Here is a 14,827-nt window from a genome sequence, read left to right on the forward strand (position 1 = left end):
CGAACATGATCGAATCGATAAACCGCATGATCAAGCGAAAGACCAATCCTAAATCAGAGTTCCCTAGCGAAGAATCACTGGACAACTTTTTGGGTAGCCAAGTTATCGACTATAACGACCGCAACGCTAATCGAGTTCACAAGGGCTTTGGTCAAGTAGCAGACACCTTGGAATCGTACTTCGATTAAAAAACAGTTAAAGAATCAATTAGCCGGAAAGATTTATTTACACAAAAGAATTGACAGTCTCATGCAGATTAATAACGGCAGTTATATTGATCACTGAATGAAGAAGGAAAGAATTTGAAGACAAACAAGTGGCGGTTCTCCCGTCAAGATACCAAGGCCTTAAAGGGGGTCGCGATCCTGTTGATGCTCATGCACCATCTGCTGGCCTTCCCCGACCGGCTCCCCACTAAATACCAGTATGCCGTGTCCGCCGCGGCATTAAAGCAACTGACGACGGTAGGGAGCTTTGGAAAGATTTGCGTGTACATTTTTATGTTTTTAGGCGGCTTAGGCTTGGCCAAGCAGATCCAGGCCCACAGGTTTCATTTGCTCAAGAAGATCTGGGGTCTGTACCGGGTCTACTGGCGGGTCTTCTTGATATTCGTCCCGCTGGGCTTTTTGTTCTTCAGCAGGCAGCCGCGCTACAGCAAGGCCTTCATGTGGAACCGTTTTGCCAGCTTCTCCTTTGGCAAGTTCCTCCAGAACCTGACTGGCTATGCTTCAAGCTACAACGGGGAATGGTGGTTCGTCCGCGTCTTCGTTGCCGCGATTTTCCTTGGGACCATCTACTACTATCTGACTGAGAAAATCAACAACGTTTATCTGGAGACCGGCCTGGTCCTGTTCACTTCCGTCTTTACGGTCAAGTTCCTGCCAGCCCTGATTAAGCTTCCCCCATTCAGCAGCCTGGCTTCCAGCTACTTGTGGATGCAGCTGTTCATGCCGAATGCCTTCATCTGCTCATACTTGTTTGGGATCGTGTTTGGCAAATACGATGTATTCGCCAATCTGCGCCGCCTTTTTAGCAGCTATAACGCCTTTTGGCGAGCCATGATCGGCTTGCTGCTGATTGCCTGTGCCTTTTACTTCCAGGAAAATGTTTTTGGCAATGTCAGCGAAATGATGCTGGTCATCACGCCGGTGTTCATGACCGGCTGCCTGCTGCTCTTGGACTTGTCGGCAAAGGCCTCGAAGGTCTTGCGGTATTTTGGCCGCATGAGCACCAATCTGTGGCTGATCCATACCTTCTTCTGCTACTACTTTTACCCATTCACGATCGCGGTCTTCTGGTCAAGAAACCCGCTGGTGGCTTACCTGACCTTGCTGCTGCTGGCGCTTCTGGCCAGCGCCCTGCTGGAACAATTCTACCTGGGCCTGGGGAAGTTGGGTGCCAAGCTTGGCCAGCGATTTGTCATAAAAAAGTAAAATAAGAACGATTGCCGGAAACGGATGGTCGGTGTTACAGTTATCATTGTAGTGAAAGCGTATTTGAGTTAATTTTAAGAAAAATAAGGATCGCCGATTGTAAAATCAAATTGAACACTGTTCCGATCCAGTAAGTGAAAATCGTTTTTACTGGATCGGAGCACAAAAAATCCATTTCAACCTTCTGGTAGAATATGAATTACCACAAAACATTTCTAGAGAGGTTAAAATGGATCATTCATATTCTAACACTAAACTACACCAAAAGGGAAAGCACCTTTCAAAGGATGATCGAATTACAATTCAAGTGATGCATTCTATTGGCTGCTCAAACCGTGCCATTGCTAGAGAGCTTAACTGCTCACCAAGTACAATCGGATATGAGCTCAAAAGAGGCACTGTATCCCTTTATACTGGCAATGTGAAACGATACAAAGCTGTCAAGGGACAAATGACTTACGAGCGCCATAGACGCGAATGCGGCCGTAAGAGCTTGTTCCTTCGTCGAAGCAAGTTCATCAACTATGTTTCCCACTGTTTCCATAAGCGAGGCTGGTCTCTTGATGCCTGCGTTGGCTATGCTTTAGCCGAAGGTATCTTCCCAAAGGATCAGGTCGTGTCTACCAAGACTCTATACAACTACGTTGACCTTGGCCTTATGGACATCAAGAACATCGACCTCCCAGAAAAGGTAAAGCGCAATACCAAGGCTCGTCGTGCTCGTGCAAACAAGCGCATTCTGGGCCGAAGCATCGATGAACGCAGTCCTAGAATCGATACCCGTAAGGACTTTGGACACTGGGAATGCGACCTGGTTCTTGGACACAAGACCAAGGATGATGATGTGCTGCTTACTCTGTGTGAACGAAAGACACGTCGCTTCTTCATGATCAAGATTGAAGATAAGACTTCAGCCAGCGTCATGAAGGCATTTGACAAGCTTCGCGAGTTTTATGGATCCAAATGGAACAGAATCTTTAAGTCTATCACAACCGATAACGGCTCCGAGTTCGCGGATCTATCAAATCTTGAGCAAGTTTCCAAGACGCTTGTGTACTATGCTCACCCTTATACATCCTGTGATAAAGGTAGCGTAGAGCGGCATAACGGGCTTATCAGACGCTATATTCCTAAGGGAGATCGGATGGATAAGTACAGCGTGGAAGACATTGCTAAGATCGAAGTATGGTGCAACTCTCTTCCTCGAAAGATCTTAAACTACAAGACTCCAGAAGAGTGCTTTGACATAGAGCTTGACCATATTTATCGACACAGGTAGTCAAAATCTACCAGATGTTATTGGTAAGTGTTCAATTTATTCTTGCAATTGGCGGAAAAATAAGGATGAAAAAAAGCTATAGTCTATTAGCTGCTGTCCTGCTCGCGGGCAGCGTCAGCGGCTTTTTAGCCAGCAAGGCCCAAGCGGCCGACAAGGATGGCTTCGTTACGGAAAATGGCGTGACGGTCTACTATGAAAACGGCAAGCTGGTCCACGGCCAAAAGCGGATCGCCGGCAAGTGGTATCTTTTTGACGAGCAGACCGGGGCGATGCAGACCGGCTTTCAGAAGCTGACTTCACCAAAGAAGACCGTCTACTATGATGCCAAAGGCCGCATGTTATATGGCAAGCACAAGATTGCCGGCTACTGGTACTGGTTTGAGGACAAGTCCGGCAAGATGAAGACAGGCTTGCAAACCGTCACCAAGATTTCTTACAAGACGGCTTATAAATGGGTTAAGAAGCGCGGCAAGCTGGTCAAGAAGAAGTACAAAAAGAAGACCAAGAGCAAGTACAAGCTCTATTATGCCGCCAATGGCCAGCTGCAGTACGGGGAGAAAAAGATCAAGGGCAAGTGGTACTATTTCAACAAGAAAAATGCCCACATGACCACGGGCCTGCAGACGGTTGGCAAAGCTAAGAAATACTACGCGGCAAACGGGCAAAGGCAGACCGGCTACCAGAAGATCAAGGGCAAGGGCTGCTACTTTGGCAAGAAGAATGGGGCTATGTACGTCAAGAAGTTTGCCTTTGTCGGCGGCAGGGACTACTACGCTTTGGCTAGCGGGGTGCTGCACGCGCCAACTTGGCACAGCCAGTTCACGCCGATTTGGGCGCCGGAAGGCTGCTCGGTTGCTTCCTCAGCCACCCTGCTGAGCATCAAGAACAAGTCGTTCAATATGTACTATGCTTACAGCCACCTGCCACAAAGCGGCGGCGTCTTCTCCATGGCCAGCTTCGGCGGCCTGCTGGCGGCTTCGACGCTGACCAGCTATATGAAGCGCTTTGACAGCGGCTTTACCAACATTACCGGCAGCAGCGTTGCAAAGATCAAGGCGGTCGTGCAAAGCGGGCATCCAGTTCTGTACTATGGCTTCTCCAGATATGAAACCCGCTTCTACCGCAAGCAGCATGCCAAAGTCATCGTCGGCTGCAAGAAGGGCCGCTTCCTGATTTACGACCCATGCTACTACAGCGCTCGCAGCGGCTCCAGCCACCGGAACGCCTTTGACTACGGGGCCAAGGCCTGGGTTTCAATCGCGACTTTCACCAGAGAAGCAACTGGCGGCTTAAACAATGGCGCGATCATGCTGAAATAGCTTATAGAAAAACGAGTACGTGTTGCTTCACGTACTCGTTTTTTGTGTCTGCGATAAAAAATCAGCTCAGCCGGCATTTAATCAGCCAGCTGATCAAGACCAGCCAGGTCAAAATGCTGATAACGATGCTCAGATAAAAGAGCGGGCTTGGCTGGTAGCCGGCCGTGATCGTGTTTTGACCGCGGTCAAGCTTAACGACGACCGTCCCGCGGGAGCCGCGGCGGAAGGAGCGTTTTTGGCCATTGACGCTGACGGTCGTGTGCTTGTAGGCGATCACGGGCAGGTCGATGGCCGCGGCCTTTTTGCTCTTGACCTGGTAAGTGATCTGGTTGGACTTGATCAGGGGATGCAGGTTCAAGGTCTTTCCGTTCAAATAGGCCTTGTGCCGGAGGAGTGAGTGCCGTTTTTTGACGCTGGTCCGTGCAACCTTTGGCATGTAGTCAAATTCCCCAAAGAGGATCTTGTAGTTGAACTGGTTGTGGTAGTTCTTGTTGCGCAAGAGCTTGAAGGGAGTCGGCTGGGTGCTGTTGGCACTGGTCTTTGGCATGTCTTCAATCGTTTCAGAGACCAAGATGTCCCGGTAGGCAGCCAAGGAACTGAAGGTGAAGATCACCATAAAGCAGGTGAAGCCGCAGATTAAGGCCCGCCTGCTTTTTTCACCTGCTTGCCCCAGCAGCGCGCTTGTTTCCTGGGCAAAAATAATTGTCAAGAACAAGGCTGCGTATGACAAGTAGCGCACAGTCAGCTGGACCATTTCAAAAGGCGTTCCGGCTAAGAGTTTCCAAGGAAAAAAGCTGCTGGCCAGGATGCAGGAAAAGAGGCCAAGCCCGTAGATGATCCAGTCGCGTCCGCTCTTGAGCAGGGCCCAGGCGACAAAAATGGTCAGAATGAGCAGAAAGCTCAATTTCCAGCCCTTTTGAGCCGAGAAAGAGCTGAGGAGCAGGGGGCCAAGATCAATCGTCTGGGTAATGTGAGGGTTGGCACTGACCAGTTTTTGCCCGATAAAATCAGTGAAGAAGGGGGCAATGACTGGCAAGACCAAGAGCAGGCAGACGATGATGCTTAAGCCCAAAGCTTTGCCGCGGCCTTGACTGATGCCGCGGCTGGTGATCAGCTTGATGATGAAGATGACCACGGCAAACTCCAGGGTCAAGAAGACCGATAAGATGTGCGAGTAGGCAATCAGGGCTCCGCCAATGGCCAGCAGGTACCACTTGTGCCGATTGCCCCACAGCACTTCATAGATGCCCAGGAAAACGAGTGGCAGGAAGGTGACGGCCAAGTACTCGCCAAACACGGCCCCGCCCAGGTAGAGCCGGTAAGGGGCGAAAGTGTAGGCCAAGGAAAAAAGAAACGCGGCCAGGGAATTCTTAGAGTACTCCTTCATGGAGAAGTAGGCAATCGCGGCCGTGGCAAAAGTCACCAAGCCATACCAGCCGTAAAAAGCGTTGACTGGGGAAAAGATAAAGCGCAGGAAAGCCCACGGATAGAGGAAAAGGTAGGGGTAGAAGAGGAAGGAGGCGACGCCGGTATTATGGAAGGTCCGGGCGGCGATGAAGGTCAAAAAAGACCCGGATTTCAGATTCAGGTAGAGCTCTTCCAGCCGTGAAGCATGAAAGCTCCAGTCAGAGAAGGCGAAAATTGCCTTGGTGTCAGCCAGGTAAATAACCGTTGCCAATGAGACGGCCAGCAGCAGTCCGAGGTAGGCCAGATTGTGCTTCCAAGAACCGTCCTCTTGCTTGATTTGCAGGATATTTTTTCTTTCCAATATGTAAATTCTCTTTCTTAGTGCAGATATACCGATTTATTTGCCATTAAGTATTCTAACAGATGAATAAAAGTGTTTGCCAAAATTTCCCGCAAAAGAAAGCTGCTTGCTCGCTATCGGTTGCGATAGAAGCAATTTTATACTTTCCTTTCTCTAAGATAATAATAGTACCTAATAGGACACTGAAGAGGGGACAAAAAAGCAGCCAAGCTGAGTGCTTGATTGCTTTTTCAATGCTTTGTCAAAACGCGTTATTTAACAGGGACGCAGTGCTTGTCGTTGATCGCCTTGACCTTGTCCACCCGGCGGCGGTACTTTTCTTCCATCAGCGGGTCAGTAGTCATCCAGGTCTTGACGATTTCACTGGCCATCATGTCGCCAATGATCTTGGCGCCCAGGCAGAGGACGTTGGAGTCGGTGTGTTGGCGGGCCAGTTTAGCACAGAACGGGTCTTGGCAGACCGCGGCGTAGATGCCGTTGATCTTGTTGGCGATCAAGGCGCTGCCATAGCCAACCCCGTCAACGAAAATGCCCCGGTCGCATTCGCCCTTGGCTACAGCCAGGCTGGCTGGGTAGACGAAGTCTGACAGGTCGCAGGATTCTTCATTGTCGGTCCCAAAGTCAACGACTTCATGTCCTTGTGCTTCCAAGTAAGCCTTCAGCTCATTCTTCAGCCGGGTGCCGGCGTGGTCGTTTGCCATTGCAATCTTCATTTTTTACCTTCTTCTAGTTTTAATAACTTGTTTTCGCCTCTATTCTATCATGATTGCGGCCAGCTTAGATTGAACCAGCAAAACAAAAATGCCCACGCTTTTGGCGTGGACATTTCTTTGTAATTTCGTTAATTGTTGCTGATTTTGACCTTGGCCATTGGCAAAGTCTTGGTCAAGACCCAGGCCAGCCCAATCCCCAAGAGGTAGCCGGCGATGTCAAATGGAAAGTCGGTTGGATCGAATTCCCGTCCCGGCACCCGCAGCTTGCTGGTTTGGTCAATCAAAGACCAAGTGGCACTAGTGGCTAAGGCCCAGCCGGCATAATGCTTGCTGCCCCAGACATTGAAGAGGAAGCAGGCAGTCAATCCTAAGAAGAAGTATTCAATCGTGTGGGCAAACTTGCGCATCATATGGTAGACTGGCCACCAAGCCACGATCGTCCCCGTGAAGTGGAAGTGCACCTGCTCAAAGAGGTTGACGAACCTCATGGTCAAAGCCGCGGAATGACTGGAATTTTGAAAGGTAAAGGCGGTAATGGCCAGCGCCGAAAGGGCAAACAGGGCCAAAGCCGCGTATTTATATGTTTTCTTCATCAGCTGATCCCCCTTCTGCATCCATAAACTATGCTTACTAGGATAACATCTTGAGGCGCTTTGTTAAGAAAAATGCTTTGAAAATTACCTTTATTTAAGAAAAAAGCTTATTGCTGCTTGTCGTCCTTTGACTTGAAGATCCAGCACTTGCTGGCCACATAGTTGACGACAACGACGACCACGTTCGCCAGGATCTTGATGATCATGCTGTTCAGGTGCATCTGCTTAGCAAAGATAAACATGATTGCCATGTCGAGCAGGGCAGTCCCGATTCTGGCCGCAAAGAAGCTGGCAATCTCGTGGACGTATTCTTCAAATGTTGAAGCCTGGCTGTGGAAAACCCACTTGCGGTTGGTCAGGTAGGCGAAAATAATGGACAGGAACTGGGCAATGATTGTGCTAGGCATGATGGCCCACTTAAAGACGCTATTGCACAGCCAATAGGAGGCGATATTGACCAAGGTGGTCATGACGCCCCAGAAGACGTAGGGAATTACGTCCTTGTACTTGTTCCATAATTCGTTGAATTTCTGCTTATCCATGTTTGTTATTTTTCTTTCTACTAGTATCAGTGATTTAAAAAATTACCGTTAAGAATCATAGCATAAATTAGATGGGGATGCAGTGAAAAGCAAAAGCCCGCCAGCTTTGCTGACGGGCTTTTTGTTCAGACGAGGAGCTTACTTTTTCTTGCTAGTCTTTTTGCTTGATTTCTTGCTGCTCTTCTTGGTTGCTTTTTTAGTCGTCTTCTTTTTAGTTGACTTTTTCTTGCTAGACTTCTTGGCTGCGGTCTTCTTAGCAGGAGCTTTCTTGCTAGTCTTCTTGGCTGCGGTCTTCTTAGCAGGAGCTTTCTTGCTAGACTTCTTGGCTGCGGTATTCTTAGCAGGAGCTTTCTTGCTAGACTTCTTGGCTGCGGTCTTCTTAGCAGGAGCTTTCTTGCTAGACTTCTTGGCTACGGTCTTCTTAGCAGGAGCTTTCTTGCTAGTCTTCTTGACTGTGGTCTTCTTAGCAGGAGCTTTCTTGCTAGTCTTCTTAGCAGGGGCTTTCTTGCTAGTCTTCTTAGCAGGGGCTTTCTTGCTAGTCTTCTTAGCCGTGGTCTTCTTAGCAGGAGCTTTCTTGGCAGCCTTCTTAGCTGGATGTGCTAAAACAGCCTTAGTGTACTTGCTGCCGTTGGCATTCATCTTTGGAAAGCCGTTTGAGACGGTTGCCAGGTATTCAGGCGCGTTCCGGAACCAAGCCTTGTGCAGGCCGAGGTCCTTCTTGTACAATGGCCGGTTTTGCCCGTCCAGGGTGTCAGGAATCCCGCTGTCCCCGCGGTCAAGGATGTTGATGAACGTGTTGTTGCTTGCCTTCAAAGTGTTGATGTCAGCAGCCTTGTCGATCGCTGAGTAGCGGTAGTGGATTGGCGCCATGTGCTTGTAGTAAGTTGCTGGCGTATTGGCGGCGACTGCAGTATTTTCGAAAGTAGAACCGGTTACGTTAAAGTTCTTGTAGTTAGACTTCTTGGTGATTTCGTTGATGCTGTGACTACCAACTGATGCGCCGTAAGGGAAGGTAAACTTCTTGTCAAGGCCATTGATCATCGCCCCGCCAGACAGGCCGTTCTTTTCAGGCCCGAAATAGCAGTTCTTGATCGTGGCGTTTTGAGTACCAGCGCCGTCAAACAGATCCTTGCCGAAAACTGACGCGTTGACGTTAGGGTCACCGCCCGCGCCTTCCTTGGTGGCAACGTCAAACTGGATGGCTTCTGAGAAGATGCCGTGTGGTTCCTTGTCATGCTCGTAAATTGCGTTCCAGCCGGCCTGGCTGAAGCCAGAACCAGCATAGCCGTAGAAGCGGCAGCCATCCCAAGTAACGTTGGTGCAGCCCATGACGTCAAAGACGTGACGGTTGTAGTACTGAACTTGGTGGAAGTTCATGTTCTTGAAGGTCACGTTCTTGGTGTGCAGCATGGAAACCTGCAACCCGCCGTTGTAGTCAGAACTTACGACGCCTTTTGAGTTGACTGAGCCTTGAACGGACCCGTAAACGTTCAAGTTGGAGATGACTTGGCCCTGGTGGTCGCCTTCAACCGTCCAGCTGGTTCTGACGGTTTCTGGCCAGTCAGCATTCCAGTCGATCTTCTTCTTGGTGCCGTAGCGGCGGTCGATCATCAATCTCGTGCCGTTGAAGTCGATATCGCCAGTTGACTTGGCAGTGAAGTCAAATTTTGCCCCGCACATCAGCTTCAGGTCAAAGTCCTTTGGAAACTTGATTGGCGTGGAGTTCTCAAACTTGAATTCCAAGAGTGAGTCTCTGACAAAGGCGTTTTGCTTGACGAATCTATCCAAGTCCGCTTGGCTCTTGATCACGTACTTGCATTCATCGTTGGTTGGGACATAAAAGGCTTTAGCCGTACCATTGCCTGGTACAAGTGCCTTAAACTGGCTGCTTTGAGTGGCACCGGCTGCCAGAGCCAAAGCCAGAGCGCCCGCGGTCAGCAGCTTCTTGCCAGTGAAGAAACGTTTGCTATTCATAATTCTTTCCTTTCTTTAACACAATGAGTCTCTCTAAGCTGGAGTACTCTAACTACTGGTATTATATAGCATTTGCGTTTTAAATTGGCTAAAAATTGTTGATATCAAGTCAAAAAAAGATGAATGAAGCTGCCGCTTCTTTTTGTTGAAATGGCTGAGGTGGTTTAAAATATAAAACAAGCACTTAATAAAGGGAAGTGAAAGAAATGGGACACGAATTGGCTCTGCTTATCAGATTTATCGTCATCGGGGGATGCGTTTTCGCCGGCTACCTGGGGATCCGGACTGGCAACAAGCTTCTGCGCTTAATTATCACCGTGGTTTATGCCTGCGCCTTGGTCTACTATGTCGTAGCCTCGCGGGTGATCACTTCCGCGGTCTACTACGCGACGCACCCGGTGCTTTTAGCTTCGATTGGCGAATTGGTCAAGAACCCTTCTTTTTGGGAGTGGGGCGCTAAGAAAGTCTTTGCCAGCTCCAATTACGGGGGAAGATATGGTTTTATCATGAACATCATGCTGTTCATCCCCCTAGGCTACATCATCCCTGCTTGGTCCAAGTGGCTTCACAGCATCATCATTACGACCTTCTTGGGCTTTTGCCTGTCCGATTTTATTGAGCACTTCCAAAGACTGACCGGCCTGGGCGTTTACGACGTCAACGACATGCTGGCCAATACCATGGGAGCCTTCTTTGGGGCAGTGGCCATCATGCCCAGCCTTTGGCTTAAATCCATCCAGGAGCGGCGGGCCCGCAAGGCCAGACAGGCCGCTGAAAGACAGGCGCGCGGCGAAGCGGAAGCTGCCAGACTGGACCGGGTCAGCCGGACCCTGCGTGGGGAAAAGGTGGACACCCATGCCCGTTTGACCCGCAAGGACTACCGCCGCCTGCAAGAAGGCAAGGACAAGGAATAAGGCAGGGAAAGCAGAAAGACAGGAAAGAGAAATGGAATTCATGCTTGATACGGCAGATTTAGCTGCCATTGAATATTGGAATGATCATTTGCAATTAAGCGGGATCACGACCAACCCCACGATTTTGAAAAAGGCGGCTGCCGTAGACGTCTTTGACCGCTTGCGCGCGATCCGGAAGATCATCGGCACGGCCAAGTGCCTGCACGTCCAAGTCGTGGGCGAAAGCGCGGAAGAAATGGTCAAGGACGCGGCAAGGATTCTCCAGGAAGTCGATCAATCCGTTTACATCAAGGTGCCAACCACGCCAGAAGGCTTAAAGGCCATGAAGCTTTTAAAGAGAAAAGGCGTTCATATTACGGCCACGGCCATCTACTCAGAGTTTCAAATGTATCAGGCCATGATGGCGAAAGTTGACTACATGGCCCCATACTTCAACCGCATGGTCAACCAAAACGTTGACGCCAAGCAAGTGATTGCTAACGTGGCCAAGACTGGCAAGCGGACCGGCTCCAAGAGCAAGATCCTGGCGGCCAGCTTTCACAACGTGCAAGAGGTGACCGATGCCTTGGATGCTGGCGCCCAAGCGGTAACGGTTGGCGTTGACGTGGTCGCCAGTGCCTTTGCCAATCCGGCCATTTCTGCCGCGGTTGCCGGCTTTGCCCAGGACTGGCAGGACCTGCATCCAGGAAAGCACGTATACGATTTGTAGAGAAAAATAGTTAGTGAGGAGCTAAATTATGGTACTTGTTGATATTCACTGTCATATTTTGCCGGGCATTGACGACGGCTCAAAGGATTGGGGGACTTCCTTGAAGCTGGCCCAGGATGCCGTGGCTGATGGCATCACCCACGCGGTCTGCACCCCGCACACTTTAAACGGCCGCTACTTGAATCACAAGGAAGACGTCATCAAGCTGACTGAAGAATACCAGCAGCGGCTTGACGCGGCCGGCATTCCCTTGACGGTCTTCCCAGGCCATGAGGTCAGACTGTCAGGCGGCTTGCCGCAGGCCTTGGACGATGATGACATTTTGTTCCTGGATGAGGACAACACCTACATGCTGCTGGAATTTCCAAGCAACGCCGTGCCCCACTACGCCAAGAACATGGTCTATGAGCTGACCAGCCGCGGCATCGTGCCGATCGTGGTGCACCCGGAAAGAAACAATGAAATTTTGGATAATCCAGAATTATTGCAGACTTTCATTGAAATGGGCTGCCTGGTGCAAGTAACGGCCAGCTCATATACGGGCATCTTCGGCAAGAAAATCGAAGACTGCAGCCGGGCCTTTATCAAGGCTGGCCAATGCGCCTTCTTTGCCAGTGACGCCCACGATCTGCCAAGGCGCGAGTACCAGATGAAGGCTGCCTTGGACAAGCTGGCCAAGGAATTTGGCGAAAGCAAGCGGGAGGAATTCATCAATAACGCCCGCGCGGTCGTCAACGGCGACTTGGTCAAGATGAACTGGCAGCCTTTGCCAAAGAAGCGCAAGAAGTTCCTGGGCCTCTTTTAACAAGACAACTAAAGACGAAAAGCCGACAGAATCGCTGCTTCTGCCGGCTTTTTAATGTCCGAAAATCGTATAATTGAGGTAAGCGGTAAGGAAGAACAAGCAACGAAAAGCATAAGGAGAAAGAGCATGTTTTTAACTGGACTGCATCTGCGCAATTTCCGTGGCTACCGGCACCTTGATCTGAACTTGGATCCCATGACGACCTTGCTTGGACAGAATGAAGCCGGCAAGAAGACGGTGCTGCGGGCCTTGGATATCTTCTTCAATGGCTCGGCTGCCAAGCGACCGCTGAAACTGCAGGACTTGAACCAGGAAGCTCTGGACCGGGGAGACTGGGAAATAGCCATTTCCTGCACTTTCGACCAGCTGACGGTCAAGAAGGTCTTTGACTTGAAGAACTACCTGGCTGAAAAGGACTACTTTAGGGAAAAGACTGACGAAGCCTTCCAGGAAGTCAACGCTGGCACCCTCAGCCGCTACCGGGCCTTAATCAGCAGCTTGCCCTTGTATGTCTTCTTTGATGAAGAATCAAAGGCCACTAGCCCTTTGAACTTTGTCGTTCGCAGCGCCATCCGTGACAAGCGCCAGGAAATCAAGGAGGTCCAGGACTTTCTTGATGCCAGGGTTGGCCGCAACTTGTCTCAGATATTGGCCAACTACCAAGAACTGGCTCCAGGTCCAAAGCCTAATTTCGTATTCAAGGAACAGAACTTGGCGGACTTGATCAAGCAGCAGACCACGATTGAGGAAAGCAACTTGCAAACAAGCAGCCAGATCGTTCTGGCCTTCATGTTGGCCCAGAGCGAAAACGCCAATATTGAAAATGTCATCTATGCCTTTGAAGAAAACAACCTGACAAAGGAAGAGGAGGACAAGCTGGCCCAAGCCGCCCTGAAATTGGTCGCTAAAGGCAAGCAGGTCATCCTGATTCCGCATACGCCTTACTTGATGGGCCTGTTGCCCCTGGAAGGAGCCCGGATGGTCAAGCAGGTGGCTGGCCAGCGGGAATTCCTGCAAGAGGAAGAAGTGCTGGAGGAAGCCCAGAAGAATCTGGGCGTTGAAGCCGACCGCCGGGCCGTCCAGTCGCGCTGCGTCTTGCTGGTGGAAGGGCAAGAAGACGTCCGCTTCGTGACCAAAGTCAACCAATGGATGTATGAAGCGGGACTGGTTGACCAGACTTTCAGCCAGAAGGGGCTGTTTATCCTGCCGGTTGGGGGATGCGGGAGTCTGATCTCCTGGCTCAATTTTGACCTTTTTTCCCGGCTGAATGAGCCCTGGTTCATCATGATCGACTCTGACAAGGGGACGCCGGAAGCTGATCAAAGCCGCCGGCACCTTAGGCGGATTGAGAATAAGTACCCGCAAAACAAGAGCCACGTTCACGCGACTTTTAAGCGGGAAATTGAAAACTACCTGGTCTTTAAAGAGGATGGCCAGGTGCTGAAGTTTGCGCCGTATGAGGACGTCAAGCTGCACATGTACAACCTGATGGAAAAGCGCCACCGCAGCTGGGCCAAGGACAAGACGGCCTCAAAGCTGATGGAAAACATGACTTTAGCTGATCTGCAAGACCACTACCAGCGGGATGGGCAGGACCACCGCGAATTGGTAGAATTTTTCTTAAAGATCGATCATTTTATGGACCAACTGCCATGACATGCTCCCCCGACCTTGGTCGGGGGAGCATGTCATAGTCAGAAATTGGTGAAATAAGCATAGAAGCATAGAGATTAATAAAAGCAACTATTTTGCCTCCCTGTCGCTACTTTTTACATGCAATATCATTAAATAAGTAATTTAAGAGAATGAGCAATCAAAAGCGGTAACAAAAAGTATGGAAATAGGCCAGAATACGCGTGGTGCTAGTTGAAGAAGCTGAATCCATATCTATGTAGGATGTAGCTGATATTGTAAGTTAATACAATTATCTCGACAGTTTGTTGGAAACCATCTACACTTCTTGCAAGTATATTTTCAATTTCGTAGTACTTTAGTACTGAAAACACACTCTCGATTGTTCTGCGAATTGCCATTAGCTCTCTTTTGTTATGCTGCTTAGCACCCTTCATATTTTTCCGATAAGGTGTCCACTGTATATAACCGTCTATCTTGAGGGCATCGTGCAGTCGTTTGCCTATATAACCTTCATCGCCTAAGATAAAGTGCCCTTCGGTACGGGTACTGAGAATCAGCTCTTCTGCTTCTTTTGCATCGTGGATTGATGCCTTGATGATTACATAGCCAAGGACATACCCGTCTTGAGATACGGCAAAATGGCCTTTAAAACCGTAGTAGTAAAACTTTTTGGTTGAGTTATAGCCAATGTTGGCTGTTCCTTCAAATACTTTAGCTCTGCGGTTTCTAATTGGCTGACACAAAGGCATGGGTAGACTGTCAATGATCATATACTGATCGGACAGATCGACTCTTGAGTTCAGATCGTTGATGATCTGAGCAGTGATGCCAAGAAGCGCTCTAGCCCTGCGATTAAAACGAGACCTAGAAAGACCACAAAGTCCCCAGCAACGGGCAAATCTGCGCTGAGAAGATATACCTTCCTCAGCTTGCCAGACAAGTAATGCAATGATTTCGTAGTCTGGAACCTTTACCAGACTGGCATTGCGGCGGTGAGTTAACCGAGATGGGGCGTACTTGTAATAAAGTTTCTTGCAGATTTTCGACAAAGTTCTAAATTCTACTTGCAAACGGTAACTATAACGTTTAATCTGTAGTTGGTTCAACATTGTAAGGGATTCCTTTCTGTTTTTTGAATAAAGA

13 protein-coding genes and 1 pseudogene are annotated in these 14,827 nt (G+C 49.5%); 8 read left to right on the forward strand and 6 right to left on the reverse strand.

The features are described 5' to 3' along the window. The 4 genes and pseudogenes from FYJ62_RS05380 to FYJ62_RS05395 all read left to right on the forward strand — a co-directional run. Nucleotides 1-188, forward strand: a pseudogene (locus FYJ62_RS05380) (IS256-like element ISLdl2 family transposase); the annotation flags it as partial. A 114-nt stretch (nt 189-302) separates the two neighbouring features. Further along, nucleotides 303-1,433: an acyltransferase family protein gene (locus FYJ62_RS05385; protein WP_154548494.1), complete on the forward strand. Its 1,131-nt coding sequence runs from the start codon at nt 303-305 to the stop codon at nt 1,431-1,433. A 229-nt stretch (nt 1,434-1,662) separates the two neighbouring features. Beyond that, a complete protein-coding gene (locus tag FYJ62_RS05390) occupies nt 1,663-2,712 on the forward strand; it encodes an IS30 family transposase (protein WP_154548496.1) in 1,050 nt (349 codons plus the stop codon). A gap of 65 nt (nt 2,713-2,777) precedes the next feature. Continuing rightward, nucleotides 2,778-4,031, forward strand: coding sequence for a C39 family peptidase (locus FYJ62_RS05395; protein ID WP_195837399.1), 1,254 nt, complete (start codon nt 2,778-2,780; stop codon nt 4,029-4,031). Nucleotides 4,032-4,092: 61 nt separating this feature from the next. Here the strand turns inward: FYJ62_RS05395 and FYJ62_RS05400 are convergent, their stop codons facing one another. The 5 genes from FYJ62_RS05400 to FYJ62_RS10615 form a co-directional block, all read right to left on the reverse strand. After that, the gene (locus tag FYJ62_RS05400) at nt 4,093-5,799 is read right to left on the reverse strand and encodes a hypothetical protein (protein ID WP_229771844.1); all 1,707 of its coding nucleotides are present in this window, start codon (nt 5,797-5,799) and stop codon (nt 4,093-4,095) included. Between the two features lie 251 nt (nt 5,800-6,050). Continuing rightward, nucleotides 6,051-6,512: an RpiB/LacA/LacB family sugar-phosphate isomerase gene (locus FYJ62_RS05405; protein WP_154548500.1), complete on the reverse strand. Its 462-nt coding sequence runs from the start codon at nt 6,510-6,512 to the stop codon at nt 6,051-6,053. A gap of 128 nt (nt 6,513-6,640) precedes the next feature. Then, on the reverse strand, nt 6,641-7,105 hold the full coding sequence (locus FYJ62_RS05410; protein ID WP_154548502.1) for a VanZ family protein: 465 nt from the start codon (nt 7,103-7,105) through the stop codon (nt 6,641-6,643). Between the two features lie 107 nt (nt 7,106-7,212). Further along, nucleotides 7,213-7,647, reverse strand: coding sequence for a GtrA family protein (locus FYJ62_RS05415; protein WP_154548504.1), 435 nt, complete (start codon nt 7,645-7,647; stop codon nt 7,213-7,215). 138 nt (nt 7,648-7,785) lie between these two features. Continuing rightward, nucleotides 7,786-9,621 (reverse strand): hypothetical protein, encoded by a 1,836-nt coding sequence (locus FYJ62_RS10615; RefSeq protein ID WP_195837400.1) that lies wholly within the window; start codon nt 9,619-9,621, stop codon nt 7,786-7,788. A gap of 206 nt (nt 9,622-9,827) precedes the next feature. Between FYJ62_RS10615 and FYJ62_RS05425 the strand changes: the two genes are divergently transcribed. The 4 genes from FYJ62_RS05425 to FYJ62_RS05440 all read left to right on the forward strand — a co-directional run bounded on the left by FYJ62_RS05425 (nt 9,828) and on the right by FYJ62_RS05440 (nt 13,705). After that, the gene (locus FYJ62_RS05425; RefSeq protein ID WP_154548505.1) at nt 9,828-10,535 is read left to right on the forward strand and encodes a VanZ family protein; all 708 of its coding nucleotides are present in this window, start codon (nt 9,828-9,830) and stop codon (nt 10,533-10,535) included. Between the two features lie 31 nt (nt 10,536-10,566). After that, a complete protein-coding gene (locus FYJ62_RS05430) occupies nt 10,567-11,244 on the forward strand; it encodes a fructose-6-phosphate aldolase (protein ID WP_154548507.1) in 678 nt (225 codons plus the stop codon). A 28-nt stretch (nt 11,245-11,272) separates the two neighbouring features. Further along, a complete protein-coding gene (locus tag FYJ62_RS05435) occupies nt 11,273-12,049 on the forward strand; it encodes a tyrosine-protein phosphatase (protein WP_154548510.1) in 777 nt (258 codons plus the stop codon). Between the two features lie 126 nt (nt 12,050-12,175). Next, entirely contained in the window at nt 12,176-13,705 is a 1,530-nt protein-coding gene (locus FYJ62_RS05440; protein WP_154548512.1) for an ATP-dependent nuclease, read from the forward strand. Between the two features lie 206 nt (nt 13,706-13,911). Here the strand turns inward: FYJ62_RS05440 and FYJ62_RS05445 are convergent, their stop codons facing one another. Continuing rightward, complete coding sequence (locus FYJ62_RS05445; RefSeq protein WP_229771845.1) at nt 13,912-14,790, reverse strand: IS982 family transposase; 879 nt, start codon at nt 14,788-14,790, stop codon at nt 13,912-13,914. Nucleotides 14,791-14,827: the final 37 nt, after the last annotated feature.

Source organism: Lactobacillus porci (assembly GCF_009695985.1).
In the GTDB taxonomy this organism is placed as follows: domain Bacteria; phylum Bacillota; class Bacilli; order Lactobacillales; family Lactobacillaceae; genus Lactobacillus; species Lactobacillus absianus.